We start from the raw sequence: 24,718 nt of genomic DNA on the forward strand, positions 1-24,718 counted from the left end.
TGGCCCGGTGCCTCACACGGCCTCCCCGAGGGCGGCGATCACATCGGCCTTGCGGGGCTGCCCTGCGGCGCGCCGCACCAGCCTGCCGCCGGCGTCGAGCACGAGGACCGTGGGGGTGCGCAGGATGTCGAGGGCGCGCACGAGGTCGAGGTGCTCCTCGGCGTCGATCTCGATATGCGCCACTCCCGGGACGAGCCCGGCGACCTCCGCGAGGGTCCGGCGCGTCGCCCTGCAGGGCTGGCAGAAGGCGCTGGAGAACTGCACCAGCGTGGCCCGCTCACCGAGCGGAGCACCCAACTCCTGCTCCCCGAGCGCCTTGTCGCCCGCTCGCACCTGCAGCCTCCCGCCGTGTCCGCGGTGCAGCGGCCCGAACGCGCCCGCCATCGCGAGCACCGCCGCACACACCAAGAGTCCCGTCATTCCCCCGGTGCAGCGCCACCGGGGCCGCCGGAAATTCCCGGCCGCCGACGCCGCGGCGCCGGGTTCACACGACCGCAATCATCGCGGCCCTCCCCGCGACGGGATACTCCCGCTCCCCCCGAGGTGCTCGATATCGTCTCGAACATGACGTGAATTCGCCCTCCACGTGACGAGAATCTCCCTGCTCACAGGCGTCAGGGGTGGCTACTGCGCCGCTCATGGGGCACGATCTGCCCATCGCCCGAAACCTACGGGCGCGTAACTTCCCCGCCCGGGAGACCCCTTCCCAGGCGCACAGAAGGGTCGATCGCCGCTCATGGCAGAACTCGTCTACCGTCCGGTCATCGGAGCCGCGCTCACCTTGTTCAAGGCGCTGGACCTGAAGATCGACCTCAAGGGTTCGGAGCACATTCCGCGCACCGGCGGTGCGGTCCTGGTGAGCAACCACATCGGCTACATGGACTTCATCTTCGCGGGGCTCGCGGCCAGGCCGCAGAAACGTCTCGTGCGGTTCATGGCCAAGGAGTCGGTGTTCCGGAACAAGGTGTCCGGGCCGCTGATGCGCGGCATGAAGCACATCCCCGTGGACCGCAAGCAGGGCGAGACGGCCTATGCGCACGCCCTCGACTCGCTGCGTTCGGGCGAGATCATCGGGGTCTTCCCCGAGGCGACGATCTCACCGTCCTTCACGCTCAAGAGCTTCAAGTCCGGTGCCGCGAGGATGGCCCAGGAGGCCGGCGTTCCGCTGATCCCGGTGGCGCTGTGGGGTACGCAGCGACTGTGGACCAAGGGCCGCCCCCGCAATCTCAAGCGCAGCCACATCCCGGTGACGATCCGGGTCGGCGAGGCCCTCGAAGCGCCGCGCGACCAGTACGCCGGCGCGATCACCCGGCGTCTTCGCGGCCGGGTCCAGGAGCTCCTCGAGGCCGCCCAGCGCGCCTACCCGGTGCGCCCCAAGGGCCCGGACGACACCTGGTGGGTCCCGGCGCACCTCGGCGGCACGGCCCCCGAGCCGGCCCAGGTACGCGAGTCCGAGCAGGGCTGAGCGACATACGAAGGGCCTGGACTCCGCGAGAGCGTCGCGGAGTCCAGGCCCTTCGGCCGTACCGGCACACAAGGCCTGGCGCGGGCCGCCCTACTCGGGGCCGCGCACCTCGATCCGCGCCCCGGGGCTGAACTTCTCCAGGAGCTCGGTGAGTTCGGCGCCCGCCCGCTGCACGTCGGCGACCGGCATGGGGGCGAGGGATTCGAGCAGGAACACCGCGCTCGTCGACTCCTCGGTGAGGCGGGTGCGCGGGCCCTGGCGCCAGTTCCAGCGGCGGCAGGTGACGCCCCGGTCGTCGCACCACACGATCTCGCCGGGCTCCGGGTGCTCCACGGCCGGCTCGCCGCCGGCCACCGTCACGAACTCCTCGTCACCGGTGGCGCGGATCAGTCGCATACCGCCCTCGATCCGGTCCAGGTCCTCGCCGCCGACCGGGATCAGATGGGCCACGCTGATCGCGTTGTAGAGGTCCACCAGGAGGTTGATCCGGGGCAGACCGCCGTCCGCGAGGGCCCGCTTGGCCAGCGCTTCCGCGGAGTTGCGGGTACGCGAGGGCTTGGCACCGAAGGCGGTGTACGCCGCACGCCAGGCGGCCATGTGCGGGTCCTCGTGCGGGGCGCGGCCGTCGAGCCGCTCGGCGAGGCGCCGGGCGGCGTCGTCGAGCAGGGCCGAACTGGCCTCGGTGCTGGGTCCGTTGACGAGTCCGTGCGCCTCGATGACGAGATGCGTGAAGCCGGGGACGAGGGTGCGCACCTCGTCGGTGACGGTCAGTTCCAGTGTCATGCCAGGCCTTGGGTCGAAGCGGTCCGGGCGGTCGGTCGCCGATCCCGGTGAGGTCCAGCGTACCGTACCGCCCGGTCCACCCCATTGGACTGCGGGGCGCCTGAGGAGCGACCCCGGCCCTGCGCTGCCCGGCTCGGCTCGGCCCCGGCTCGGCTCGGCCCGGCTACTGGGCCATCTCCTCCTTGAGCGCCGCGAGGAACCCGTCGACGTCGTCCTCGGTCGTGTCGAAGGAACACATCCACCGCACGTCGCCCTGCGCCTCGTCCCAGAAGTAGAAGCGGTAGCGCTGCCGCAGCCGCTCACCGACGTCGTGCGGCAGGCGCGCGAACACGGCGTTGGCCTGCACCGGGTAGAGGATCTCCACGCCGTGGACGGCGCGCACGCCCTCGGCCAGGCGCTGCGCCATCTCGTTGGCGTGCCGGGCGTTGCGCAACCACAGGTCCTTGCCGAGCAGCGCCTCCAACTGCACGGAGACAAAACGCATCTTGGAGGCCAGCTGCATGGACAGCTTGCGCAGATGCTTCATATGGCTGACCGCGTCCGGGTTGAGGACGACGACCGCCTCGCCGAACAGCATGCCGTTCTTGGTGCCGCCGAGGGACAGCGCGTCGACGCCCACGCGGTTGGTGAAGGTGCGCATCGGCACGTCGAGTGCGGCCGCGGCATTGGCGATCCGCGCGCCGTCGAGGTGCACCTTCATACCGTGCTCGTGGGCGTGCTCGCAGATCGCGCGGATCTCGTCGGGCGTGTAGAGGGTGCCCAGTTCGGTGTTCTGCGCGATCGAGACGACCTGCGGCATCGCACGGTGCTCGTCGTCCCAGCCGTATGCCTCCCGGTCGATCAGTTCGGGTGTGAGCTTGCCGTCGGGTGTGGGGACGGTCAGCAGCTTGAGGCCGCCGACCCGCTCGGGCGCACCGCACTCGTCGACGTGGATGTGCGCGGTGTCGGCGCAGATGACCGCGCCCCAGCGGTCGGTGAGCGCCTGCAGCGCGGTGACATTGGCCCCGGTGCCGTTGAACACCGGGAACGCCTCGGCGGTGGCGCCGAAGTGGCCGCGGATCACCTGCTGCAGATGCGCGGTGTACTCGTCCTCGCCGTACGCCACTTGGTGCCCGCCGTTGGCCACGGCGAGGGCGGCGAGTATCTCGGGGTGCGCCCCGGCGTAGTTGTCGCTCGCGAAACCTCGTACGTCCGGGTCGTGATGACGCCGGGCATCGGTCTTCGGAGGGTTCACGGCTTCTCGGTCAGCCACTGGCGGGTTCCGTTCACTTCCTCGGCGGGCCGCTCCCAGATGGCGGCGATGGCCTCGGCCAGCTCCGTCACGTCGGTGAAGCCCGCGAACTTCGCGTTGGGGCGCTCGGCCCGCATGGCCTCGTGCACCAGCGCCTTCACCACCAGGATGACGGCCGCCGAAGTGGGCGCCGCGGCCCCCTCCGCCTTGGCCGCCTTGCGGAAGGCGTCGCCCAGGGCGAGCGTCCAGGCCTCGGCGGCCGCCTTGGACGCGGCGTACGCGGCGTTACCGGCGGTGGGCTTGCTGGCGCCTGCGGCGCTGATCAGGACGTAGCGGCCGCGGTCGCTGCGCTGCAGAGCGTCCTGGAAGGCGAGCGTGGTGTGCTGGACGGTGCGGATCAGAAGCTTTTCGAGCAGCTCCCAGTCGGCCAGGTCGGTCTCGGCGAAGGACGCACTGCCGCGCCAGCCGCCGACCAGGTGGACCACGCCGTCCAGGCGCCCGAATTCCTTCTCGGTGCGCGTGGCCCACTCGCGGGCCGCGTCGAGGTCGAGCAGATCGACGGTGTCGCCGATCACGGTGGCACCGCCGTGGGCGTAGCGGGCCGCGTCGACCGCCTCGGCGAGCCGGGTGGCGTCCGCGTCGGCGGCCACGACGGTGGCACCCGCCTCGGCGAGCCTGAGCAGGGTGGCACGTCCGGCCGGTCCGGCGGCGCCCGCCACCGCGACCACCGCGCCGTTCAGCGCACCATTGCCGTTGCCATTGCCGTTCGGCATGGTCATCACCTCCACCTCCGCGTCGCTCGACCTCACGCGGCGACTCGCTCGACGTCCGCGGCCGTGATCCCCCGGGTCGAGGCGATCACACCCTTGAGTTTCTTCGAGAGCGCCTCATAGAACATGCTCAGCGGAAACTCGTCCGCAAGCACCTCGTCGACGAGTTTGCGGGGCGGCAGGGAGGTGTCCAGGGCATCGGGGCCCTTGGCCCAGCGCGATCCGGGGTGCGGGGCGAGATACGTCGAGACCAGCTCGTAAGCGGCGAACCAGTGGACCAGCTTCGGGCGGTCGATGCCGGCGCGGTACAGGTCCTCGATCTCGCCGCAGAGCTGGTTGGTGATCTGCGGGGCCCGCTCCCAGTCGATCTTCAGGGTGTTGTCGGTCCAGCGCACCACGTCGTGCTTGTGGAGGTAGGCGAAGAGCAACTGGCCGCCGAGGCCGTCGTAGTTGCGTACGCGCTCGCCGGTGACGGGGAAGCGGAACATCCGGTCGAACAGCACCGCGTACTGCACGTCACGGCCCTGCGGGACGCCGTCCGCCTCCAGCTTCACGGCCTCCTTGAAGGCGGTGAGGTCACAGCGCAGCTCCTCCAGGCCATACATCCAGAACGGCTGACGCTGCTTGATCATGAAGGGGTCGAAGGGCAGATCGCCGTGGCTGTGGGTGCGGTCGTGCACCATGTCCCACAGGACGAAGGCCTGCTGGCAGCGGTCCTGGTCGCCGATCATCTCGCGGATGTCGTCGGGCAGTTCGAGGCCGAGGGTGTCGACGGCGGCCTCGGTGACCCGGCGGAAGCGGGCCGCCTCGCGGTCGCAGAAGATACCGCCCCAGCTGAACCGCTCCGGGGCCTCGCGCACCGCGATCGTCTCGGGGAAGAGCACCGCCGAGTTGGTGTCGTAGCCCGAGGTGAAGTCCTCGAAGGTGATGCCGCAGAACAGCGGGTTGTCGTAGCGCGTGCGCTCCAGCTCGGCCAGCCAGTCGGGCCAGACCATCTTCAGGACCACCGCTTCGAAGTTGCGGTCCGGGTTGCCGTTCTGCGTGTACATCGGGAACACGACCAGGTGCTGCAGCCCGTCGGCGCGCATCCGGGCGGGCTGGAAGGCGAGCAGCGAGTCCAGGAAGTCCGGCACCTGGAAGCCCTCGTCGGCCCAGCGGCGCAGATCGAGGACGAGCGCCCGGTGGTACTCGGCGTCATGCGGCAGCAGCGGAGCGAGCTGCTCCACGGCGGATACGACGCGGTCCAGGGCGAGTTCGGTCACCGAACGGGACGGGGCGCCCTCGGCCTCGAAGTCGATCGAGCCGTCCTTGGACTGGAAGGTCCTGATCTCCTCCACGGCGTCCTTGAGCACGGGCCATGCCGGGTGTTCGACCACCCTGCTTCCGGGAGGAAGCTGTCCCTCCGTAGCCGCCTGCACAAGAATTTCCGTCATGACACTTCCTCCACGGGAGAACCTCGCGTAAAGACACCGTATGCATGCGAGGTTCTCCCCCACAAGAGGGGCCTGAGGAAATTATCCTGCGCTACCCCCTACTTCACCGGAGTTTTTCCCGCCGTCTGCCGTATCCGGCGCCGGATCGGTCACAGAGGGCGTTGAGTCGGTCACCGTGGCCGCGATGGCCGCGGCCGCCGCGGACAGGGCCTCGCGGGCGTCCTCCAGGACCTCGGTGAAGCCGAAGAAGCCATGGAACATCCGCGGGAAGTAACCCTCGGTGACGGTGACACCGGCCTCGCGCAGCCGGACCGCGTATGCCTGCCCCTCGTCGCACAGCGGATCGCAGCCGGCGGTCACGATGTGCGCGGGCGGCAGCTTCGCGAGATCGCCGAGCAGCGGCGAGATCCTCGGGTCCGCCGGGTCGCCGCCGGTCCCGAGGTACTGGTCCCGGAACCACGCCATGTGCGAGGCGGACAGGAAGTAGCCCTCGGCGTTCTTCGCGAGCGAGGGCCACTCCTGCGTCATGTCCGTCGCCGGATAGATCAGCAGCTGCAGGGCGAGCGCGGGCCCGCCCTCGTCGCGGGCGCGCTGGGCGACCACGGCCGACAGATTGCCGCCCGCGCTGTCCCCCGCCACCACCAGGGCGCCCGGGTCGCCGCCGAGTTCACCGAGGTGCTGCGCCGCCCAGCACACGGCGGCGTAGGCGTCCTCCACGGCGGCCGGGAACGGGGCTTCGGGCGCGAGGCGGTAGTCCACCGACACCACCGCGGCCCCGGCCTCGCGGCACAGTCCGCGGGCCGTGCCGTCATGGCTGTCCAGATCGCAGATCGCCCAGCCCCCGCCGTGCAGGAAGACGACGGTCGGCCGCGGGCCCCGCACCTCTCCGGGGTCGGGCAGATAGATCCGTACCGGAAGGTCGGGTGCCCCCTCGGGCCCCGGGATCGTGCGGTCCTCGACCGAGCCGACCGCGGGCGGCTCCCAGGGCGGCTTCGGCGCGGCCGCCAGGATGCGGCGGGCCTCGGCCGCGTCGGTGACGGTGCCGCCGAGATCGGGGAAGACGGAACTGATCAGGTCCACCAACGCCCTTACGTCGGGGGCCAGTCGGTCCTCTGCCAGGCTCATCGGGCTGCCTCCTGCTCTTGCGCGGACGGCTGCCGCGCGTCGTCACGGAAGTGCGGAATCACCTTCTCGCCCCACTGCCGGAGGGTCTCCATGCAGGCCTCCTGCGGCACGGTGCCCATCTGGATCAGGCACATGATCTCGTCGGCGCCGGCGTCGCGCAGCTGCTCGACGTAGGCGATGGCGTCATCCGCCGTGCCGTAGGCGTGGTCCGCGTTGAACGTGGCGGTGGAGGTCGGTCGTACCGGAATGTTGTGCTCGTGCAGCCGTGCCACGACCTGTTCGGCGGCCTTGCGCATCTCCGCTGCCTCGTCGCCGCCCTCGGTCACCGCTTCGTCGGGGATGCCCGCCCCGCCGTACCAGTGACCGATGGACTGGGCGAAGAACCGCTGCCCGCGGATGCCGATGCGCCGTGCCGCTACCCGGTCGTCGAGAACGATCGTCGGACAGAGTACGGAGAAGTGGTCGTTGATGACAGAGGAGACGAGCCGCTCCGTACCGCGGGCGGCCACCGCCGCGTCGTACGCCGCGCGCATCTCCTTGATCGCGCCGGGCCCCGCGAACCCCATCACCAGGGCGCCGATGCCGAGTTCGGCGGCCTGCGCCAGGGTCTCGGTGCGGCTGCAGGCGAGGAACAGGGGCGGGTGCGGGGTCTGCTTCGGGCGCGGCAGGATCGGGTGCGGATCGATGTCGAGCAGCTCGCCGTGGTACTCGAGCTCGTCCTCCTGCCAGGCCCGGCCGATGATCCGCAGCGCCTCCTCGACCTCCTGGGTGGTGCGCTCCTTGTCGACGCCGCACAGCGAGGTCTCCTGCGCGGTGCCGCCGCGCCCCGCGCCCAGGTCCAGGCGCCCGCCGGACAGCAGGTCGAGCATGGCGGCCCGCTCGGCGACGCGCACCGGGTGGTTGAAGTTGAACGGCATGCAGACCACGCCGTGTCCGATCCTGATCGTGCTGGTCCGGGCGGCGACCCAGGTGAGGAAGACCTCCGGGGCGCTCATGTGCGCGTACCACTTCAGGGAGTGGTGCTCGACCGCCCATATCCGGTCAAAGCCCATCTCCTCGGCGTAGACGGCCTGTTCGACGCAGTCATGGATGACCTGGTGCTCGCGCTCGACGGTCGGATCGGCCAGCTGGGCCTCGAAGATCACGGAGAACTTCACGGTGCCTCCAGGGAGTTGGGTCCGTGTGCCTTGTGTCCCGCACATACTTCAATTAGCTATATGACTAGTCGTCAGGTCGTGCGGTGACAAGGGCCGGGACACGGCGGATACGGGGCGGGTACGGCGGATACGGCGGATACGGCGCGGGCATTGCGCCCGGAGCCCCCGCCCGCCTTGAATGCGGCCATGAACATGGGTGATCGCGGGGCCACGCCGGGCGCATTGGACGCGCAGGGCGAGCAGGGCACACAGGACCCTTCGGGCGACGGCCTGCCGCCGACCGCGTGGGCCGTGCTCGGCCTGCTCTCCTTCCCCGGGGAGCGCACCGGCTACGAGCTGAAGAAGTGGGCCGACTCGTCCCTGCGGTTCTTCTACTGGTCCCCCGCGATCAGCCAGATCTACGCCGAGCTGCGCCGCCTCGAAGCCCGCGGCTACGTCACTTCGCGCCGCTCGGGCCCCGAGGAGCCGCGCGCCAAGCGGGCCTACGCGATCACCGAGGCGGGCCGCACCGCGCTGGGGCGCTGGGCGGACTCCGGCCACGACGCGGGCACACCGGTCCTCAAGCACCCGCTGCTGCTGCGTGTCTGGCTCGGCCATCTCGCCTCCCCCGGACATCTGCGCACCCTCGTGGAGGAGCACATCGCGCGTACGGAGGGTGAGTTGAAGGAAGTCCGCGATGCGCTCGCGCGGGCGGACGGCGTGGAGGCCTGGGGGCATCCGCAGATAGCCCTGCGGTGGAGCGAGCGGCGGCTGCTCTCCGAGCTGGATCTCGCGAAGGCGATGCTGGGTGACCTGGAGGAGCTGGGGCCCGGAGCGTGAGCCGCGCCGTCGGCCCGGTGACCGCGGGCTCCGTCCTCGCCGGCGCACGCCTCCGCGGGAGCTCCCGTCAAGGCATGCGCGACACCGCCCACCCACGGGTGAAGCGGCTCGCCGTGCCGGGGGCGTGGGCGGTAGGACGGGCTGGTCCGTTGCCCTCGGTCCATGGGAGCCGTACCGCCGTGAGTATCCGTGCCGTTCTTGTCGCCGCAGTCATCACCGGGCTCGTCCTCGGCGTCGCGGGCGCCAGAGCGGATCACTCCACTTCCCCGGCCCGTTCCGGGTCCATTGCCGAAGCGGACCGTTAGGCTGCGGCCTTGCCGCGTGGGGCAGGGACCGCACCGCGCGGGGAGCCGCCGTCGACGGAAGCGAGTGAACCTTGAACTTCCTCACCATCGGTCATCGCGGAGTCATGGGCGTGGAGCCCGAGAACACGCTTCGTTCCTTCATCGCCGCGGAACGGGCCGGACTCGACGTGATCGAACTTGATCTGCATCTGAGCAAGGACGGCGCCCTGGTCGTCATGCATGACGCACTGGTGGACCGCACGACCGACGGCAAGGGCCCGATCGCCGAGAAGACCCTGTCCGAGCTGCGCGAACTCGACGCCGGTCGGGGTGAGCGCATCCCCGTCTTCGAAGAGGTCCTGGACGCGGTGAAGGCGCCGCTGCACGCCGAGATCAAGGATGTCGCCGCCGCCCGCGCGCTCGCCGAAGTGATGCACCGGCGCGACCTCGTGGCCCGGGTCGACGTCATCTCGTTCCATGACGACGCGCTCGCCGAGATCGCCCGGCTCGTGCCCGGCGTCCGCACCGCCCTCGTCGCCAGCCGCTACGGCCCCGACGTCGTGGAGCGCGCCACCGCCGTGGGCGCCACCGGCCTGGTCCTGAACATCCGCCGCCTCACCCTGGAGACGGTGGAGCTGGCCCGCAAGGCGGACCTCAGGATCATCGGCTGGGTCGTGAACACCCAGGACCATCTGCGCCTGGTGCGCGCCCTGCAGCTGGACGGCGCGACCACCGACTACCCCGAGATCAAGCGCACCGGCCGCTTCACGGCCTGACCCGCGCCGGTCAGGCGTCGAGCGCCTTCACCAGGAGCTCGAATTCCAGATCGTCCCGCTGCGGAATGCCGAAGCGCTCGTCGCCGTACGGGAAGGGCGTCATCTTTCCCGTACGGCGGTAGCCGCGCCGCTCGTACCAGGCGATCAGGTCCTCGCGAACCGAGATCACCGTCATCTGCATCTCCCGTACGCCCCAGCTCTCGCGGGCCGTGCGCTCCGCCTCCGCGATGATCACCTTGCCGAGGCCCCCGCCCTGCAGGGCGGGGCTGACCGCGAACATGCCGAAGTAGGCGGCATCTCCCCGGTGTTCCAGCTGGCAGCAGGCCACCGCCGCGCCGTCGCGCTCGACCACCAGGAGACGGCTGTCCGGGCACTTGATGACGTCGCGCACACCCTCCGGGTCGGTGCGCTGCCCCTCCAGGATGTCCGCTTCGGTGGTCCAGCCGGCCCGGCTCGTATCGCCGCGGTACGCCGACTCGATGAGCTGCACGAGCGCGTCGACATCGGTGTACGTGGCGTCACGGTAGGTCAGGTCACCGGTGGCGGGACGAGGAGCGGTGTCCATGGAGCGGGCCTTTCGGATTCGGGGCGGTGAGTCGGTGGGCCGGTGGGTCGCTGGGGTCCGGTGGGTCGTCGTCCGGAGCGAGCGCACGTGTGCGGGCGGGTCCCGCGGGCGAAACCCATGGCGCGGAACGGCCTTTCCGAGCCTAGCGTGACCACTAAGGTCCGAAATCATGGTCCACGTACTGAGCAGCCGCACCCTCCTTCGCCCCACCGACCCCGAGCGCTCCCGCACCTTCTACGGGCAGACCCTGGGCCTCCCCGTCTACCGGGAGTTCGGTACCGGCCCCGAGCGCGGCACCGTCTACTTCCTCGGCGGCGGCTTCCTCGAACTCTCCGGCCGCGCCGAACACGCCCACTCCCCCGGTGTCCGGCTCTGGCTGCAGGTGGCGGACGTCACCTCCGCACACGAGGAACTGCGCTCGCGCGGTGTCGACATGGTGCGTGAACCGCGACGGGAACCCTGGGGCCTCATCGAGATGTGGATCAACGACCCGGACGGCAACGAGATCGTCCTCGTCGAAGTCCCCCGGGACCACCCCCTGCGCTACCGCCCCTGAACCCTCGGTCACGGTGGCCGTCAGGGGGCGTGCCGGGGTACTCCTCACGATTCAGCAACGGTTCGCCGCCGGGTGCCGGACCCGCGTGTGTGTGCCCTCCGTCGCAAACCTCACCAGCCCCTCGGCACACCCCCAAACACCCCTGACACTCCCCCTGATTTGCCCCTGATTACCGGCGGAAGCGGGCACCTCGCTCGACGTGCGGATCACCTGGCCACTTATGCTGACCGCTCCCGCTAGTCCGTATCGAGAGTCTGGGCTGTACGTCGACCATGGAGTTCACATTGAGGGCGAAGCTCCGATCCCGCCTTGCCGCCCGCATCGGGCGCAAGTACCTGGCCAGGATCCAGAAGCACGGAATCGGATCGTCCACGATCTCGCTCCTGCCGGACGCACTGCTGATGCCGCTCAAGCGCGAGGGCCTCGACCTCGCCCCCGAGCTCATCGCCACGCAGACACAGGCCCCCGTGTCCAAGGTGCCGCTGCCCTTCGGCATGGACGCCTGGGTGGTCACCGGGTACGACGAGGTGAAGGCGGTGCTCGGCACGGCCGACGGCTTCAGCACGGACTTCACCAACCTCGCCGGGAACGCCGGGCTCGTCGAGGAGCAGAACCCCGGTGGCCTGGGATTCGCCGATCCGCCGGTGCACACCCGGCTGCGCAAGATCCTCACGCCGGAGTTCACGATGCGCCGGCTGCGGCGGCTGACTCCGCGGATCGACGCCATCGTCGAGGAGCAGCTCGACACGATGGAGCGGACGCCGGGTCCCGTCGATCTCGTGCAGTCCTTCGCGCTGCCGATCCCGTCCCTGACGATCTGCGAACTGCTCGGCGTGCCCTATGAGGACCGGCATGACTTCCAGCAGCTGAGCATGGCCCGCTTCGACCTCTCCGACGGCGCCATAGCCCCCTTCGGCCACACCTCCGCCTCGCTCGACTACTTCCGTGACGTCGTCAAGAAGCAGCGCGAGCAGCCCGGCGACGGCCTGCTCGGCATGATCGTCCGTGAGCACGGCGACACCGTCGGCGACGAAGAGCTCGCCGGCCTCGCCGACGGCGTCCTGACCGGCGGTTTCGAGACCACCGCGAGCATGCTGGCGCTCGGCTCCCTGGTGCTCCTGCAGGACCCGGAGGCGTTCGCGCGGGTCCGCGACGACGACGCCGCGGCCGCGCCCTTCGTGGAGGAGGCACTGCGCTATCTGACCGTGGTGCAGCTGGCCTTCCCGCGCTTCGCCCGCGAGGACATCGAGATAGCCGGGGTGCACATCCCCAAGGGCGACATGGTCCTGTGCTCCCTCAGCGGAGCCAACCGCGACCCGCACTTCACCTCCGACGAGGGCGGTTTCGACCCGCACCGCAAGGCCACCGGACACATGGCCTTCGGCCACGGCATCCACCGCTGCATCGGTGCGGAGCTGGCCCGCATGGAACTGCGTGCCGCCTACCCCGCCCTGCTGCGGCGCTTCCCCGACATGCGGCTCGCCGTCGACCCCGACGAGCTGGCCTTCCGCAAGCTGTCCATCGTGTACGGCGTGGAGTCGCTCCCGGTGCATCTGCGCTGACCGGCCACCGGCCGCGCGGCCTGCGGTGACCCCCATGTGCGCCACGTACAGCGGGAGTTGAGCGCTGCGCACGCCCCGGGGGCGCACTCGCGGGGCACGCAGGTCACCGCGGTCCCACCGCGGCACGCATCGCTCGGCGGGCCCCGGACGCCCCCGCCATGCTCCCCCGCATGTATCCGTGCGCTGCGTACGCACCCCGCCCCTGCGGGCATCGACCAGTCGACACACGGAACAGCCGACTCGTCGGAGGGGGAGGTGTGCCGTGCACGGTCCGGCACTTGCCGGCTGGCTGCTCGTCGCGCTGTGTGCGGCGACCGGGGCGTACTGCCTGCTGCGGATGCGCAGTTCGGTCGCCGAGCAACGCAGCGCGGCGGGCGGCGAGGCACTCATGGGCTTCGGTATGGCCGTGATGGCCGTGCCCGCGGCGGTGTTCGGCCCGCCGCGCTGGGCCTGGATCGGATACGCGCTTGTCTTCGGGGCGGCCGCGGTGCGCGCCCTGTGGTCGGCCCGCAGCTCCCCGCACCACCTCCACCACCTGGTGGGCACGCTCGCCATGGTCTACATGGCGGTGGCCATGGTCACCGTGCCGGGCGGCCACGCGGGGCACACGGCCACGGCCGGCAGCCCCCTGCTCACCGGTGTGCTCCTGCTGTATTACGCCGCCTACGTCCTGTGGTCGGGACTGCGCCTCATCCCCGTACCCGCACAAGCGGCCACCACCGGCGGCGCCACCCTCACCTGGGGCGACCGCGCGGAGCTCGCCCTCGCCTGCCGCCTGTCCATGGGCATCGGGATGTTCGCGATGCTGCTCACGATGTGAGCGGCGCCGTGCGCAGACGCCGAAAGGCCCTCGGAGCGGGTGTACGAAACCGTGGCGTGCGTCACTTGACGACGCAGCCCATACCGTCGAGTAGCGGCCCCTCATAGGCTGGGGCCATGTTGGTCCCCGTCGCCCTGCTCCTGCTCGGCGTGCTGACCGCCGCCGTAGGCCCAAGACTCCTCGCCCGCGCCGAATGGCCGGAACGCGAACCCGTCGTCGCCCTGTGGGTGTGGCAGTGCGTGATCGCCGCGGTGCTCCTGTGCTGCGCCCTGTCGATGACGCTGAGCGCGGCCGCCGCGTGGCAGGCCGTCCGCGGGCAGGTCTTCGCACCGGCGCCGCACGGCGTGGTGGAGGCCTACGCCCTGTCGGCCACGGGTCCCTGGGCGGCGGCCACGGCGGTGACCCTCGCGTTCGGCGGCGTGTGGACCGCGGCGATGCTGACCCGTGAGGTGGTGCGCGCCCGTGCCAGGCGCCGCGCCCGCCGCGCCGAGCTCCTGGTCCGCTCCCCGCTGCTGCCCGGCGAGGAACCGGGCAGTGACCGCCTCGTCGTCCTGGAGGGTGAGCGTCCCGACGCCTGGTGGCTGCCGGGCACGGCACCCCAACTGGTCATCACCACGGCCGCGTTGCGCCGCCTCAAGGGGCGCCAGCTCGATGCCGTACTCGCCCATGAGCAGGGGCACGCGCAGGCCAGGCACGACTGGCTGCTGCACTGCTCGGGTGCTCTGGCCACCGGCTTCCCGCAGATCCGGGTGTTCGGCGCGTTCCGTGACGAGATGCACCGCCTGGTGGAGCTCGCCGCCGACGATGTCGCCTCACGCCGCTTCGGCCGCCTGACGATCGCTCTCGCCCTGGTCGAACTCAACGAACACCGCGGGGTGTTCGGGCCCTGCCCGGCCACCCACGCCCAAGTACCGCAGCGCGTGCACCGGTTGCTCACGCCCGAGCCGCGGCTCACGGCGGGGCGCAGGCTGCGCCTGACGGCGGCCGCGGCCCTTGTGCCCGCACTGCCGCTGCTCGTGGCGTTCGTACCGGGACTCAGCGCGCTGGGATAGCCCGTACCGCCCGGCGTCGGCGAGGATCATTCCCATGCACTCGGCACCACAGGACTCCGCCGCGCCCCCTCGCCCCCGTCCGTCCGGCGCTCTGACCGCGACGGCACTCACCCTGGCCGCGCTCTCGGCGCTGCTGCTCGGGGCGGTCGTCGCGGCCTGGCCGCCGCTCCTCGACCTGGACGGCACGCTCGCCCGTACGACCCACCGCTGGGCGGTGGCCGACCCCACAGCGACGCACGCCAACCGGATCCTCACCGACTGGTTCTGGGACCCCTGGACGATGCGCATCCTGTGCGCCGTCCTCGTCGGCCGGCTGTGGTGGCGCGGCGACCGCGGCCTCGCGGTGTGGGCCGGCGCCGCCTGTCTGGTGGGCACGCTCGCGCAGCAGGTGCTCAAGGCGGTGGTCGGCCGTGATCGGCCCAGCTGGCCCGACCCGGTCGACAGCGCGCACTACGCGGCGTTCCCCTCCGGCCACGCGATGACGGCGGTGGTCGTGGGCGGTCTGTTCCTGTGGGTGTTCGCCCGCATCGGCATCGGCGGCGCCCGATGGCACACGGCACTCGCCGTGACCGTCGTATCCGTCGTCGGCGTCGGCGCCACCCGCGTCTGGCTCGGTGTGCACTGGCCGTCGGACGTCGTGGGCGGCTGGCTGCTCGGTGCGCTGACGGTGGTCCTCGCGATGCTCCTCTACGCGCGGTACGGGGTGCGCGAGAGCGCCGCGGAGAGGGCGCACGTGGGGCGCGCCTGACCGGACCGAGCGAGCCGCCTGTGCCGACCGGGCCGGGAACAGGGCGTGCTTGACCGGGCCGAGGCGTACAGCCGACCATTCCCTCATGGCGATCAAGGGCGTGCTGTTCGACTTCTCCGGGACCCTTCTGCGGATCGAATCCGCCGAATCGTGGCTGCGGGCCGTCCTCGATGTCGCCGAACTGGCGGTCCCCGAGGGCGAGTTCAAGCATCTGGCGGCCGAGCTCGAAGCGGCGGGCGGGCTGCCGGGCGGGGCGCACCCCAGTGTCGTCCCCGAGGAGCTGGCCGAGCTGTGGGCCACCCGCGACCGGAGCCCGGCGCAGCACCGCGCGGCGTACACCGGACTCGCCCGGCAGGTCCCGCTGCCCGCGCCGCATCTGCACGACGCGCTGTACGAACGGCATATGAGCCCGGCCGCCTGGCAGCCCTACCCGGACACGGGCGAGGTGCTCGCCGCCTTGCAGGAGCGGGGTATTCCGGTCGCCGTCGTCAGCAACATCGGCTGGGACCTGCGGCCGGTGTTCCGTGCGCACGGTCTCGACGCCTATGTCGACGCGTATGTCCTCTCGTACGAGCACGGGGTGCAGAAGCCCCAGGCTCGGCTGTTCGAGGTGGCCTGCGAGACGCTCGGGATCGCTCCCGCCGACGCCCTGATGGTCGGCGACGACCGGCGGGCGGACGGGGGCGCCGCTGCCCTCGGCTGTGCGGTGCACTTCGTCGACCATCTGCCCGCCGACGCCCGGCCCGCGGGGCTCCTCCCGGTCCTCGGCCTCGTGGGCTGAGCCCCGCCGCACATCCCATGAGCGACCACGAACACGAGACCGACGACAGCGACAGCGACGGCGCCAGCGACAACGGCAGCGGCAACGGCAACGGCAACGGCAACGGCAACTCCGACGGCTGGCCCGACATACCCGGCGACACGGCCCTGACCATCGCCGTACCGGAAGCGGACCCGCTGGTGCGGGCACCGTTTCCCGCGCATGTCACAGTGCTCTACCCGTTCGTGCACGAGTCCCGCCTCGACGCGGCGGCCGAGGCGCGGCTGCGTGCGCTGTTCGCCGCGCACGACGCGTTCGACCTCGCCTTCGGGGCCTTCGCACGCTATCCGGGCGTGCTCTACCTCGACCCGTGGCCGCACGACCCGGTCACGGCGCTCACCAAGGACCTCACCACGCGCTGGCCCGAGGCGGTGCCCTACCGGGGCGTCTTCGGGCCCGGCGGCCTCGACCCGCATCTGACGCTCGCCAACCACGAGGGCCCGGACACCTGGCGTACCGCGTACGACGCCCTGGAGGCCGAACTCGCTCCGCACCTCCCCCTCACCACCCGTGTCGGCGCGGTCAAGCTGATCGTGTGGGACGGCACGGCCTGGCAGGACCGGGCCCGCTATCCCCTGCGGGGCGCCGGTACCGACGGGGCCGCATGACGGCACACTCCGGATGACAGGATGCGGTGGAAGCGTTGCGAACGAGAACGAGCACGAGCACAAGAACGAGTCACCGAGGAGAGCTGATGAGCCTGTACGACATCCCGCTGCGCACCCTGGACGGCGAGCCGACCACGCTCGGCGCGTACAAGGGCAAGGCCGTGCTCCTTGTGAACGTGGCCTCGAAGTGCGGACTCACACCGCAGTACGCCGGCCTGGAGCGGCTCCAACAGCAGTACGGGCAGCGGGGGTTCACGGTCGTGGGGGTGCCCTGCAACCAGTTCGGCGGCCAGGAGCCGGGCAGCTCCGAGGAGATCGCGACCTTCTGCTCGGCGACGTATGGCGTGAGCTTCCCGCTGCTTGAGAAGACCGAGGTCAACGGCGCGGGGCGGCACCCGCTCTACGAGGAGCTGACGCAGGTCGCGGACGCCGAGGGCGCGGCGGGCGACATCCAGTGGAACTTCGAGAAGTTTCTGATCGGAACGGACGGCGAGGTCGTGGGCCGGTTCCGGCCGCGCACCGAGCCCGAGGCCGAGGACCTGGTGGCCGCGATCGAGGGCAGCCTGCCCGCCTGAGCCCGGGGACTCCCCGCGGCCCCCGCCCAAGTGGGCGGGGGCCGCGGGGAGTTGACCGGTCGGGGTGCCCGGCACGGCCGGGCGCCACCCCTTCCGCGGACGCCGCACGTCAGCGGATCGGCAGGCCCGCCAGGGTGCGTGCGATCACCAGGCGCTGGATCTCGCTCGTGCCCTCGAAGATGGTGTAGATCGCGGCGTCGCGGTGCATCCGCTCGACCGGGTACTCGCGCGTGAAGCCGTTGCCGCCGAGGATCTGGATCGCCTGCGCGGTGACCTTCTTGGCCGTCTCGCTGGCGAACAGCTTGGACATGGAACCTTCGGCGTTCTCGAACTTCTTGCCCGTGGTCGCCATCCATGAGGCCCGCCACACCAGGAGCCGGGACGCGTCGATCTGCGTGCGCATGTCGGCGATCTGGAACGCGACGCCCTGGTTGTCGATGATCGGGCGGCCGAACTGCTCGCGCGTCTTGGCGTATTCGAGGGCCTCCTCGTACGCGGCGCGGGCGGTGCCGACGGCCATCGCGCCGACCGCGGGCCGGGACGCCTCGAAGGTGGCCATCGCGGCGTTCTTCACGCGCTCGCCGCCCTTCTTGGCCTTCTCACGGGCGCGGGCCAGGCGCTCGTCCAGCTTCTCCTTGCCGCCGAGCAGGCAGTGCCCAGGAACGCGGACGTTCTCCAGGACGACCTCGGCGGTGTGCGAGGCGCGGATGCCGTGCTTCTTGAACTTCTGGCCCTGGGAGAGGCCGGGGGTGTCCGGCGGCACGATGAAGGAGGCGTGGCCCTTGGAGCCGAGCTCGGGGTCGACGGAGGCGACCACCACGTGGACGTTGGCGATGCCGCCGTTGGTCGCCCAGGTCTTGGTGCCGTTGAGCACCCACTCGTCCTTGGCCTCGTCGTAGACGGCGCGGGTGCGCATGGCGGCGACATCGGAACCCGCGTCCGGCTCGGAGGAGCAGAAGGCGGCGACCTTCACGTCATTGGCGTCGCCGTACATCTGCGGCACCCAGGTGCCGATCTGCTCCTCGGTGCCGTTGGCGAGCACACCCACGGCGGCGAGGCCGGTGCCGACGATCGACAGGGCGATGCCCGCGTCGCCCCAGAACAGCTCCTCCATCGCCATCGGGATGCCGAGCCCGGTCGGGTCGAAGAACTGCTGGGCGTAGAAGTCCAGGGAGTAGATGCCGAGCTTGGCGGCCTCCTGGATCACCGGCCAGGGGGTCTCCTCGCGCTCGTCCCACTCGGCGGCCGCGGGGCGGATCACATCGGCGGCGAACCCGTGGAGCCAGTCCCGGACCTCCTTCTGCTCGTCGTTCAGCTCCATGGTGAACTCGGCCATGTCCCCTCCAGCACCCGATACGTACGATGTTACTTGCGGTAACAGGAGTCTGTTACCCGCGAGTAGCCAATGTCAACTCCCGGCCACCCGTTCGATGCGTTCGAGAGGAGGATCCGCGGGGGTGTTACGTTGCGCGTGCGTCACGGAATCGCATGGGCGGGGAGAAACGCAATGGACACGACACAGCAGGCCGCGCAGGTCGGATCGGCGGAGCGCCGACGACGCGAGCTCCTCGAAGCGGCCGACCGGGTCGTGCTGCGCGACGGCCCCGGTGCCTCGATGAACGCCATCGCCGCGGAGGCGGGCATCACCAAGCCCATCCTCTACCGGCACTTCGGCGACAAGGGCGGTCTCTACGCGGCCCTCGCCAAGCGGCACACCGACGCCCTGCTCGCCTCACTGCGGGCCGCGCTCGACGCCCCGGCCGAACGCCGTGAGCGCGTCGAGGCCACCCTCGACACCTATCTCGCGGCCATCGAGGCCGCTCCCCAGGTCTACCGCTTCCTGATGCATCCGGCGGAGACCGCATCCCAGGGCGAGCAGGGCTTCGACGTCGGCCTGCACTCCGCTCCCCTGCTGCGCCGCCTCGGCGAGGAGCTCGCCGAGGTCATCGCCGAGCGGGTCGACCTCGGCCCCGGCGGCGAGCAGCTCGCCCGCGTCTGGGGACACGGGATCGTCGGCATGATGCACGCGGCCGGCGACTGGTGGCTCGGTGAACGCCCGTGCTCCCGCGCCCAGTTGGTGGGCAGCCTGGCCGACCTGCTGTGGGGCCGGCTCGCCGCGGCGGGCGACCGGGTCGGCGGCCCGGGCTTCTGAGCGCCGCCCGCCGCAGACTCCTGCCGCGAGCCCCCGCCGCACTCCCCTACCGCGTCTCCGGTTCCTGAGAGCCCCGCGCCTGCGGCCTCGCGTGTACGTCGACGCCGGCGCCCCACGACGTCCTGCGCGCCGCCCGCAGCACCCGCCCGCGCCTCCAGCCGCCCAGGCGGTCCGGATAGACCCGCCCCTCCAAGTGGTCGCACTCGTGCTGCAGGCAGCGCGCGAACCAGCCGGTGCCCTCGATCCGCACCGGCTCACCGCCGCGGTCGACGCCCTCCACCAGGGCGTGGTCGAAGCGCGGCGTCTGCGCTTCGAGGCCCGGCAGTGACAGACAGCCCTCCGGGCCACGCACCGTCAGGCCGTCGGCCTCCACCAGGCGCGGGTTGACCACATGCCCGAGGTGCCGGCGGTCCTCGTCGTCCGGGCAGTCGAAGACGAAGACCCGCAGCGGAACGCCGATCTGGTTCGCGGCCAGGCCCACGCCCTCGGCGGCGTACATCGTCGCGAACATGTCCTCGACGAGCCGGTCGAGGTCGGGGCCGAAGTCGGTGACGTCGTCGCAGCGGCCGTGCAGCACGGGGTCGCCGAGCAGGCTCATCGGTCGTACGCGTCCCGAGCTGCCCGGGATGGATCCGTGTCGCATGAGCGAAAGGGTACGTTCGGCCGGGCCCGGCCCACACCCGCGGACGGCCCGGCCCGCACGCGTGGACGGCCGGGCCCGCACGCGGGAAGGCGCTCGCCCCGAGCCTCCCGGGAAGTGAATCCGGGCCCGCCACCGGAGGCGCCGTTCGGGCCCCGCCACGGATCTCGATAGGCTGAGGGCCACCAGTGCCGAGGGCAGGCGCGGCGCCGGAAGCAAGGAGGAGCTAGGACGATGGCAACCAACCCGGGTGCAGACCCGCTGTCGCCGCGGGCCAAGCTGGCCGTCACGGCGGGCAAGGCGGCCGCGGCGGTCTCGCGCGCCGCGGGCAAGGGCAGCGGATCGGTGATCGGCGGCCGGGTGGCCCTGAAGCTCGACCCGGACCTCCTCGGCCGGCTCGCTCAGCACCTGGACGTCGTGCTCGTCTCGGCCACCAACGGCAAGACCACCACGACCCGGCTGATCGCCGAGGCACTGCGCGCCGCGGGCCCCGTGGTGTCCAACGCGCTCGGCGCGAACATGCCCGCGGGCATCACCTCGGCCCTGGCCGGCGGCTCGGACGCCAAGTTCGGTGTCATCGAGGTCGACGAGAAGTACCTCGCCGGTGTCGCCCGTGATGTCGCCCCCAAGGCCATCGCCCTGCTCAACCTCTCGCGCGACCAGCTCGACCGGGCCGCCGAGACCCGCATGCTGGCCGAGCGCTGGCGCGAGGGCCTGGCCGGCTCCAAGGCCGTGATCATCGCCAACGCCGACGACCCCCTGGTGGTCTGGGCCGCCTCCTCCTCGCCGAACGTGGTGTGGGTCGCGGCCGGCCAGGAGTGGAAGGACGACGCCTGGTCGTGCCCCTCGTGCGGCGGCGTCATGCAGCGCCCCGGCGACGACTGGTTCTGCGGCGAGTGCGGCTTCCGCCGCCCCGCGCCCAGCTGGGCCCTGAACGGCGACCACGTGCTCGACCCGCACGGCTCCGCCTGGCCGATCCAGCTGCAGCTGCCGGGCCGCGCCAACAAGGCAAACGCCACCAGCTCCGCCGCCGTGGCCGCCGTCTTCGGAGTGCCGCCGCAGGTCGCCCTGGAGCGGATGTACTCGGTGCAGGCGGTCGCGGGCCGCTACGACGTCGTGCAGTTCATGGGGCGCGATCTGCGGCTGCTGCTCGCGAAGAACCCGGCGGGCTGGCTCGAAACGTTTTCGCTGATCGACCCGCCGCCGACCCCGGTGATCCTCTCGGTGAACGCCCGTGGCGCCGACGGCACCGACACCTCCTGGCTGTGGGACGTCGACTACACGCGCCTCGCCGGGCACCCGATCTTCGTCATCGGCGACCGCAGGCTGGACCTGGCGGTCCGCCTCGAGGTCGCCGGGCTCGACTTCCGGGTCTGCGAAAGCGTCGACGAGGCCGTACAGCTGGCGCCGCCCGGACGGATCGAGGCGATCGCCAACTACACCGCCTTCCAGGATCTGCGCCGCCGCGTCGGCAACTGACCCCGCCCGCACGGACTTTAAGGACGAGCCAAGCATGAGCGACAACAGCCTTCGTCTGGTGTGGGTCTACCCGGACCTGCTCAGCACCTACGGCGACCAGGGCAACGCCCTCGTCGTGGAGCGCCGGGCCCGCCAGCGCGGCCTCGAGGTCGAGCGCTACGACGTACGCAGCGACCAGCCGGTGCCCACCTCCGGCGACATCTATCTGATCGGCGGCGGCGAGGACCGGCCGCAGCGCCTCGCCTCCGAACGGCTGCGCCGCGACGGCAACTTGAGCCGCGCGGTCGCCAACGGCGCCATCGTGTTCTCGGTGTGCGCGGGCTACCAGATCCTCGGCCACGAGTTCATCAACGACCTCGGGCAGCGCGAGCCGGGCCTCGGTCTGCTCGACGTGGTCTCCACCCGCGGCGAGGCCGAGCGCTGCGTGGGCGACGTACTCGCGGACATCGACGAGCCGTTGGGCCTGCCGCAGCTGACCGGCTTCGAGAACCACCAGGGCATCACCCACCTCGGCCCCTCCGCCCGGCCCTTCGCGCACGTACGCCTGGGCAAGGGCAACGGCACCGGGGACGGCACCGAAGGCGCCTACAACGACACGGTGTTCGGCACGTACATGCACGGCCCCGTACTCGCCCGCAACCCGCAGATCGCCGACCTCCTGCTGAAGCTGGCGCTCGATGTGAACGCCCTTCCGCAGGTCGACGACCGCTGGTACGAGGCGCTGCGCGGCGAGCGGATCGCGGCGGCCACCCAGCCCGCCTGAGCGATCACTCACTCCAGGGCTCTTCCGTGGCCCCTCGAGGTCACTTTCGTACGGTCGCCCAAAGACCGACCCGTGGGACGGATTCGGCCCCGTCACTTCGCACTAGTAGGGTGACGGGGTCTTTGCCGGACGACGTGGTCCGGTCATCCGCCCACGTTGCAAGGGTTCTTGGGTCATGCGTATTGGTGTCCTCACCTCCGGCGGCGACTGCCCCGGCCTGAACGCCGTCATCCGTTCGGTCGTGCACCGTGCTGTCGTCGATCACGGCGACGAGGTCATCGGCTTCCACGACGGATGGAAGGGCCTGCTGGAATGCGACTACCGCAAGCTCGACTTGGATGCGGTCAGCGGCATCCTGGCCCGCGGCGGCACCATCCTCGGCTCGTCGCGAGTCCAGCCCGCACATCTGCGTGACGGTGTCGAGCGCGCCAAGGGACATGTCGAGGAGCTCGGTCTCGACGCGATCATCCCGATCGGCGGCGAGGGCACCCTCAAGGCGGCCCGGCTGCTCTCCGACGCCGGACTGCCCATCGTGGGCGTGCCGAAGACCATCGACAACGACATCGCGGTCACCGATGTGACCTTCGGCTTCGACACCGCGGTCGGTGTCGCCACCGAGGCACTCGACCGCCTCAAGACCACCGCCGAGTCGCACCAGCGCGTGCTGATCGTCGAGGTCATGGGCCGGCACACCGGCTGGATCGCGCTCAACTCCGGTATGGCCGCGGGCGCGCACGCGATCGTCGTGCCGGAGCGGCCCTTCGACATCGACGAGCTGGCGGAGAAGGTCGGCGCGCGCTTCGAGGCGGGCAAGAAGTTCGCCATCGTGGTGGCCGCCGAAGGCGCCAAGCCCCGTGCCGGGTCGATGGAGTTCGACGAGGGCGGCAAGGACATCTACGGCCACGAGCGGTTCGCGGGCATCGCGCGGCAGCTCTCCATCGAGCTGGAGCAGCGCCTCGGCAAGGAGGCCCGGCCGGTGATTCTCGGCCATGTCCAGCGCGGCGGCACCCCCACCGCGTACGACCGCGTCCTCGCCACCCGCTTCGGCTGGCACGCCGTGGAGGCCGCCCACCGCGGCGAGTTCGGGATGATGACCGCGCTGCGCGGCACGGAGATCATCATGGCCCCGCTCGCCGAGGCCGTGGAGACGCTCAAGACGGTCCCGGCCGACCGTTACGCCGAGGCGGAGACCGTGCTCTGACCCTCGCCCGCCGCCTTCCCGCCCCCGGCCGACACCTCGGCCGGGGGCGGTTCTACTCTGGAGCGGACAACAGGCACGAATCAGGAGCACCGGATGGATCACAGCGGCCACGGCATGCACATGGACATGGATCTGCCGCCGTTCACGCTGGGCCGTGGCCTTCAGTTCTCGATGGACGCCTTCTTCCTGATCGGCTGCCTGCTGGCGCTCGCCCTGTACGGCTTCGCCCTGGTACGCCTCCTGCGCAGGGGCGACTCCTGGCCCGTCGGCCGCACGGTGTCGTTCGTGCTCGGCGTGGTGAGCGTGGCCCTGGTGATGTGCACCAAGCTCAACGACTACGGCATGGTCATGTTCAGCGTGCACATGGTGCAGCACATGGTGATCAGCATGCTGTCGCCGATCCTGCTGCTCCTGGGCGCGCCCATCACGCTGGCGCTGCGGGCGCTGCCGGTGGCGGGCCGGGGCCGCCGCAAGGGGCCGCGCGAGCTGCTCCTGATGCTGCTGCACAGCCGCTATATGAAGGTGATCACGCACCCGGCGTTCACGATCCCGATGTTCATCGCGAGCCTGTACGGCCTGTACTTCACGCCGCTGTTCGACTTCCTGATGGAGTCGAAGCCGGGGCACATCGCGATGATGGTGCACTTCCTCGCCGTGGGCCTGGTCTTCTTCTGGCCGATCATGGGCGTGGACCCGGGCCCGCACCGGCCCGGCTATGTGATGCGGATGCTGGAGCTGTTCGCGGGCATGCCGTTCCACGCGTTCTTCGGTATCGCCCTGATGATGGCGACCCAGCCGATGATCGGCACGTATCTGAACCCGCCCGCCTCGCTCGGCATCGACGCGCTCGCCGACCAGGAGGCGGCCGGCGGTATCGCCTGGGCGTTCAGTGAGATTCCGTCCGTGGTGGTCCTGGTGGCGCTGCTGTTCCAGTGGCGCAAGTCCGAGGACCGTGAGTCCCGTCGCAAGGACCGGGCCGCGGACCGGGACGGCGACAAGGAGCTGGAGGCGTACAACGCCTATCTGGCCTCGTTGCACGCGCGCGGGCAGTGACTCGGTTCCGACGCTAGCGGAACTGACCTCGCACGGGAGACGATGACCTTCTGGCGCGGTCCGGGCACTCGGTGTCCGGCCGGCGGGAGGAAGGGTGTCGCGATGCCCGGTTCTACGAAAGCGATGGGAGTGCTCACCGTCGGTGGGCTCGTCTCGGTGACGGCCTACTCGGTGGCGCTCGGCAGCAACGGCTGGCTGTGGTTCGGCTGGGTGGTGCTCGGACTGATCACGGCGGCGATGGCGTTGTCGAGCCCGGCCTGAGCCGGGCTCGTCCGGCGAGC

27 protein-coding genes are annotated in these 24,718 nt (G+C 71.1%); 17 read left to right on the forward strand and 10 right to left on the reverse strand.

Annotated features, from left to right (window positions below):
• Positions 1 to 12 precede the first annotated feature (12 nt).
• Positions 13 to 420 (reverse strand): thioredoxin family protein, encoded by a 408-nt coding sequence (locus tag ACFQVC_RS27395; protein ID WP_381835456.1) that lies wholly within the window; start codon positions 418 to 420, stop codon positions 13 to 15.
• A gap of 316 nt (positions 421 to 736) precedes the next feature.
• On the opposite strand from ACFQVC_RS27395, the gene ACFQVC_RS27400 reads away from it, so the two are divergent.
• Entirely contained in the window at positions 737 to 1,465 is a 729-nt protein-coding gene (locus tag ACFQVC_RS27400) for a lysophospholipid acyltransferase family protein (protein ID WP_381835458.1), read from the forward strand.
• Between the two features lie 90 nt (positions 1,466 to 1,555).
• On the opposite strand, the gene ACFQVC_RS27405 is transcribed toward ACFQVC_RS27400, so the two are convergent.
• The 6 genes from ACFQVC_RS27405 to ACFQVC_RS27430 all read right to left on the reverse strand — a co-directional run bounded on the left by ACFQVC_RS27405 (position 1,556) and on the right by ACFQVC_RS27430 (position 7,964).
• Complete coding sequence (locus ACFQVC_RS27405; protein ID WP_381835460.1) at positions 1,556 to 2,248, reverse strand: B3/B4 domain-containing protein; 693 nt, start codon at positions 2,246 to 2,248, stop codon at positions 1,556 to 1,558.
• 163 nt (positions 2,249 to 2,411) lie between these two features.
• On the reverse strand, positions 2,412 to 3,482 hold the full coding sequence (locus tag ACFQVC_RS27410) for a threonine aldolase family protein (RefSeq protein WP_381835462.1): 1,071 nt from the start codon (positions 3,480 to 3,482) through the stop codon (positions 2,412 to 2,414).
• The gene (locus tag ACFQVC_RS27415) at positions 3,479 to 4,258 is read right to left on the reverse strand and encodes an SDR family NAD(P)-dependent oxidoreductase (RefSeq protein ID WP_381835464.1); all 780 of its coding nucleotides are present in this window, start codon (positions 4,256 to 4,258) and stop codon (positions 3,479 to 3,481) included. The genes ACFQVC_RS27410 and ACFQVC_RS27415 overlap by 4 nt, the downstream gene beginning before the upstream one ends.
• Before the next feature lie 26 nt (positions 4,259 to 4,284).
• On the reverse strand, positions 4,285 to 5,682 hold the full coding sequence (locus ACFQVC_RS27420) for a DUF6421 family protein (RefSeq protein ID WP_381835466.1): 1,398 nt from the start codon (positions 5,680 to 5,682) through the stop codon (positions 4,285 to 4,287).
• Positions 5,683 to 5,763: 81 nt separating this feature from the next.
• Entirely contained in the window at positions 5,764 to 6,807 is a 1,044-nt protein-coding gene (locus tag ACFQVC_RS27425) for an alpha/beta hydrolase (protein WP_381835468.1), read from the reverse strand.
• Positions 6,804 to 7,964, reverse strand: a complete 1,161-nt coding sequence (locus ACFQVC_RS27430; protein WP_381835470.1) for an LLM class flavin-dependent oxidoreductase — start codon at positions 7,962 to 7,964, stop codon at positions 6,804 to 6,806. Before ACFQVC_RS27430 ends, ACFQVC_RS27425 begins: the two co-directional genes overlap by 4 nt.
• A gap of 186 nt (positions 7,965 to 8,150) precedes the next feature.
• Here ACFQVC_RS27430 and ACFQVC_RS27435 point away from each other — a divergent pair, with 186 nt between their 5' ends.
• Both ACFQVC_RS27435 and ACFQVC_RS27440 read left to right on the forward strand, forming a co-directional pair.
• Positions 8,151 to 8,783: a helix-turn-helix transcriptional regulator gene (locus ACFQVC_RS27435; protein WP_381835472.1), complete on the forward strand. Its 633-nt coding sequence runs from the start codon at positions 8,151 to 8,153 to the stop codon at positions 8,781 to 8,783.
• Between the two features lie 376 nt (positions 8,784 to 9,159).
• A complete protein-coding gene (locus ACFQVC_RS27440; RefSeq protein ID WP_381835474.1) occupies positions 9,160 to 9,843 on the forward strand; it encodes a glycerophosphodiester phosphodiesterase in 684 nt (227 codons plus the stop codon).
• Positions 9,844 to 9,853: 10 nt separating this feature from the next.
• On the opposite strand, the gene ACFQVC_RS27445 is transcribed toward ACFQVC_RS27440, so the two are convergent.
• Entirely contained in the window at positions 9,854 to 10,408 is a 555-nt protein-coding gene (locus ACFQVC_RS27445; protein WP_381835476.1) for a GNAT family N-acetyltransferase, read from the reverse strand.
• A 169-nt stretch (positions 10,409 to 10,577) separates the two neighbouring features.
• Between ACFQVC_RS27445 and ACFQVC_RS27450 the strand changes: the two genes are divergently transcribed.
• The 8 genes from ACFQVC_RS27450 to ACFQVC_RS27485 all read left to right on the forward strand — a co-directional run bounded on the left by ACFQVC_RS27450 (position 10,578) and on the right by ACFQVC_RS27485 (position 17,149).
• Entirely contained in the window at positions 10,578 to 10,964 is a 387-nt protein-coding gene (locus ACFQVC_RS27450; RefSeq protein WP_381835478.1) for a VOC family protein, read from the forward strand.
• Between the two features lie 284 nt (positions 10,965 to 11,248).
• Positions 11,249 to 12,526, forward strand: coding sequence for a cytochrome P450 (locus ACFQVC_RS27455; protein ID WP_381835480.1), 1,278 nt, complete (start codon positions 11,249 to 11,251; stop codon positions 12,524 to 12,526).
• Positions 12,527 to 12,788: 262 nt separating this feature from the next.
• Positions 12,789 to 13,346, forward strand: a complete 558-nt coding sequence (locus tag ACFQVC_RS27460; protein WP_381835482.1) for a DUF5134 domain-containing protein — start codon at positions 12,789 to 12,791, stop codon at positions 13,344 to 13,346.
• A 116-nt stretch (positions 13,347 to 13,462) separates the two neighbouring features.
• Complete coding sequence (locus tag ACFQVC_RS27465) at positions 13,463 to 14,398, forward strand: M56 family metallopeptidase (protein ID WP_381835484.1); 936 nt, start codon at positions 13,463 to 13,465, stop codon at positions 14,396 to 14,398.
• A gap of 34 nt (positions 14,399 to 14,432) precedes the next feature.
• Entirely contained in the window at positions 14,433 to 15,146 is a 714-nt protein-coding gene (locus ACFQVC_RS27470) for a phosphatase PAP2 family protein (protein WP_381835486.1), read from the forward strand.
• A gap of 85 nt (positions 15,147 to 15,231) precedes the next feature.
• Positions 15,232 to 15,927, forward strand: coding sequence for an HAD family hydrolase (locus ACFQVC_RS27475; protein ID WP_381835488.1), 696 nt, complete (start codon positions 15,232 to 15,234; stop codon positions 15,925 to 15,927).
• Positions 15,928 to 15,944: 17 nt separating this feature from the next.
• Positions 15,945 to 16,574 (forward strand): 2'-5' RNA ligase family protein, encoded by a 630-nt coding sequence (locus tag ACFQVC_RS27480; RefSeq protein WP_381835490.1) that lies wholly within the window; start codon positions 15,945 to 15,947, stop codon positions 16,572 to 16,574.
• An 86-nt stretch (positions 16,575 to 16,660) separates the two neighbouring features.
• A complete protein-coding gene (locus ACFQVC_RS27485) occupies positions 16,661 to 17,149 on the forward strand; it encodes a glutathione peroxidase (protein ID WP_381835492.1) in 489 nt (162 codons plus the stop codon).
• Positions 17,150 to 17,258: 109 nt separating this feature from the next.
• Here the strand turns inward: ACFQVC_RS27485 and ACFQVC_RS27490 are convergent, their stop codons facing one another.
• Entirely contained in the window at positions 17,259 to 18,485 is a 1,227-nt protein-coding gene (locus ACFQVC_RS27490) for an acyl-CoA dehydrogenase family protein (protein WP_381835494.1), read from the reverse strand.
• A gap of 171 nt (positions 18,486 to 18,656) precedes the next feature.
• On the opposite strand from ACFQVC_RS27490, the gene ACFQVC_RS27495 reads away from it, so the two are divergent.
• The gene (locus ACFQVC_RS27495) at positions 18,657 to 19,301 is read left to right on the forward strand and encodes a TetR/AcrR family transcriptional regulator (protein ID WP_381835496.1); all 645 of its coding nucleotides are present in this window, start codon (positions 18,657 to 18,659) and stop codon (positions 19,299 to 19,301) included.
• A gap of 46 nt (positions 19,302 to 19,347) precedes the next feature.
• Here ACFQVC_RS27495 and def read toward each other — a convergent pair whose 3' ends face one another.
• Positions 19,348 to 19,944 (reverse strand): peptide deformylase, encoded by a 597-nt coding sequence (gene def / locus ACFQVC_RS27500; protein ID WP_381835498.1) that lies wholly within the window; start codon positions 19,942 to 19,944, stop codon positions 19,348 to 19,350.
• A gap of 231 nt (positions 19,945 to 20,175) precedes the next feature.
• Here def and ACFQVC_RS27505 point away from each other — a divergent pair, with 231 nt between their 5' ends.
• The 5 genes from ACFQVC_RS27505 to ACFQVC_RS27525 all read left to right on the forward strand — a co-directional run bounded on the left by ACFQVC_RS27505 (position 20,176) and on the right by ACFQVC_RS27525 (position 24,698).
• Positions 20,176 to 21,420 (forward strand): MurT ligase domain-containing protein, encoded by a 1,245-nt coding sequence (locus tag ACFQVC_RS27505; RefSeq protein ID WP_381835500.1) that lies wholly within the window; start codon positions 20,176 to 20,178, stop codon positions 21,418 to 21,420.
• Positions 21,421 to 21,454: 34 nt separating this feature from the next.
• On the forward strand, positions 21,455 to 22,183 hold the full coding sequence (locus ACFQVC_RS27510; RefSeq protein WP_381835502.1) for a type 1 glutamine amidotransferase: 729 nt from the start codon (positions 21,455 to 21,457) through the stop codon (positions 22,181 to 22,183).
• Between the two features lie 175 nt (positions 22,184 to 22,358).
• Positions 22,359 to 23,384, forward strand: coding sequence for a 6-phosphofructokinase (locus ACFQVC_RS27515; RefSeq protein WP_381835503.1), 1,026 nt, complete (start codon positions 22,359 to 22,361; stop codon positions 23,382 to 23,384).
• A 93-nt stretch (positions 23,385 to 23,477) separates the two neighbouring features.
• On the forward strand, positions 23,478 to 24,437 hold the full coding sequence (locus tag ACFQVC_RS27520) for a cytochrome c oxidase assembly protein (RefSeq protein ID WP_381835505.1): 960 nt from the start codon (positions 23,478 to 23,480) through the stop codon (positions 24,435 to 24,437).
• Between the two features lie 102 nt (positions 24,438 to 24,539).
• The gene (locus ACFQVC_RS27525) at positions 24,540 to 24,698 is read left to right on the forward strand and encodes a hypothetical protein (RefSeq protein WP_381835507.1); all 159 of its coding nucleotides are present in this window, start codon (positions 24,540 to 24,542) and stop codon (positions 24,696 to 24,698) included.
• Positions 24,699 to 24,718 lie beyond the last annotated feature (20 nt).

This window comes from Streptomyces monticola, from assembly GCF_042665355.1.
Classification (GTDB): domain Bacteria; phylum Actinomycetota; class Actinomycetes; order Streptomycetales; family Streptomycetaceae; genus Streptomyces; species Streptomyces monticola.

Coding starts and splice junctions, on each gene's coding strand:
- ACFQVC_RS27420 (WP_381835466.1), bottom strand. CDS start 5,682: ATGACGGAAATTCTTGTGCAGGCGGCTACGGAGGGACAGCTTCCTCCC.
- ACFQVC_RS27510 (WP_381835502.1), top strand. CDS start 21,455: ATGAGCGACAACAGCCTTCGTCTGGTGTGGGTCTACCCGGACCTGCTC.
- ACFQVC_RS27405 (WP_381835460.1), bottom strand. CDS start 2,248: ATGACACTGGAACTGACCGTCACCGACGAGGTGCGCACCCTCGTCCCC.
- ACFQVC_RS27470 (WP_381835486.1), top strand. CDS start 14,433: ATGCACTCGGCACCACAGGACTCCGCCGCGCCCCCTCGCCCCCGTCCG.
- ACFQVC_RS27425 (WP_381835468.1), bottom strand. CDS start 6,807: ATGAGCCTGGCAGAGGACCGACTGGCCCCCGACGTAAGGGCGTTGGTG.
- ACFQVC_RS27400 (WP_381835458.1), top strand. CDS start 737: ATGGCAGAACTCGTCTACCGTCCGGTCATCGGAGCCGCGCTCACCTTG.
- ACFQVC_RS27525 (WP_381835507.1), top strand. CDS start 24,540: ATGCCCGGTTCTACGAAAGCGATGGGAGTGCTCACCGTCGGTGGGCTC.
- ACFQVC_RS27435 (WP_381835472.1), top strand. CDS start 8,151: ATGAACATGGGTGATCGCGGGGCCACGCCGGGCGCATTGGACGCGCAG.
- ACFQVC_RS27485 (WP_381835492.1), top strand. CDS start 16,661: ATGAGCCTGTACGACATCCCGCTGCGCACCCTGGACGGCGAGCCGACC.
- ACFQVC_RS27520 (WP_381835505.1), top strand. CDS start 23,478: ATGGATCACAGCGGCCACGGCATGCACATGGACATGGATCTGCCGCCG.
- ACFQVC_RS27465 (WP_381835484.1), top strand. CDS start 13,463: ATGTTGGTCCCCGTCGCCCTGCTCCTGCTCGGCGTGCTGACCGCCGCC.
- ACFQVC_RS27495 (WP_381835496.1), top strand. CDS start 18,657: ATGGACACGACACAGCAGGCCGCGCAGGTCGGATCGGCGGAGCGCCGA.
- def (WP_381835498.1), bottom strand. CDS start 19,944: ATGCGACACGGATCCATCCCGGGCAGCTCGGGACGCGTACGACCGATG.
- ACFQVC_RS27480 (WP_381835490.1), top strand. CDS start 15,945: ATGAGCGACCACGAACACGAGACCGACGACAGCGACAGCGACGGCGCC.
- ACFQVC_RS27475 (WP_381835488.1), top strand. CDS start 15,232: ATGGCGATCAAGGGCGTGCTGTTCGACTTCTCCGGGACCCTTCTGCGG.
- ACFQVC_RS27450 (WP_381835478.1), top strand. CDS start 10,578: ATGGTCCACGTACTGAGCAGCCGCACCCTCCTTCGCCCCACCGACCCC.
- ACFQVC_RS27515 (WP_381835503.1), top strand. CDS start 22,359: ATGCGTATTGGTGTCCTCACCTCCGGCGGCGACTGCCCCGGCCTGAAC.
- ACFQVC_RS27505 (WP_381835500.1), top strand. CDS start 20,176: ATGGCAACCAACCCGGGTGCAGACCCGCTGTCGCCGCGGGCCAAGCTG.
- ACFQVC_RS27490 (WP_381835494.1), bottom strand. CDS start 18,485: ATGGCCGAGTTCACCATGGAGCTGAACGACGAGCAGAAGGAGGTCCGG.
- ACFQVC_RS27395 (WP_381835456.1), bottom strand. CDS start 420: ATGACGGGACTCTTGGTGTGTGCGGCGGTGCTCGCGATGGCGGGCGCG.
- ACFQVC_RS27445 (WP_381835476.1), bottom strand. CDS start 10,408: ATGGACACCGCTCCTCGTCCCGCCACCGGTGACCTGACCTACCGTGAC.
- ACFQVC_RS27415 (WP_381835464.1), bottom strand. CDS start 4,258: ATGACCATGCCGAACGGCAATGGCAACGGCAATGGTGCGCTGAACGGC.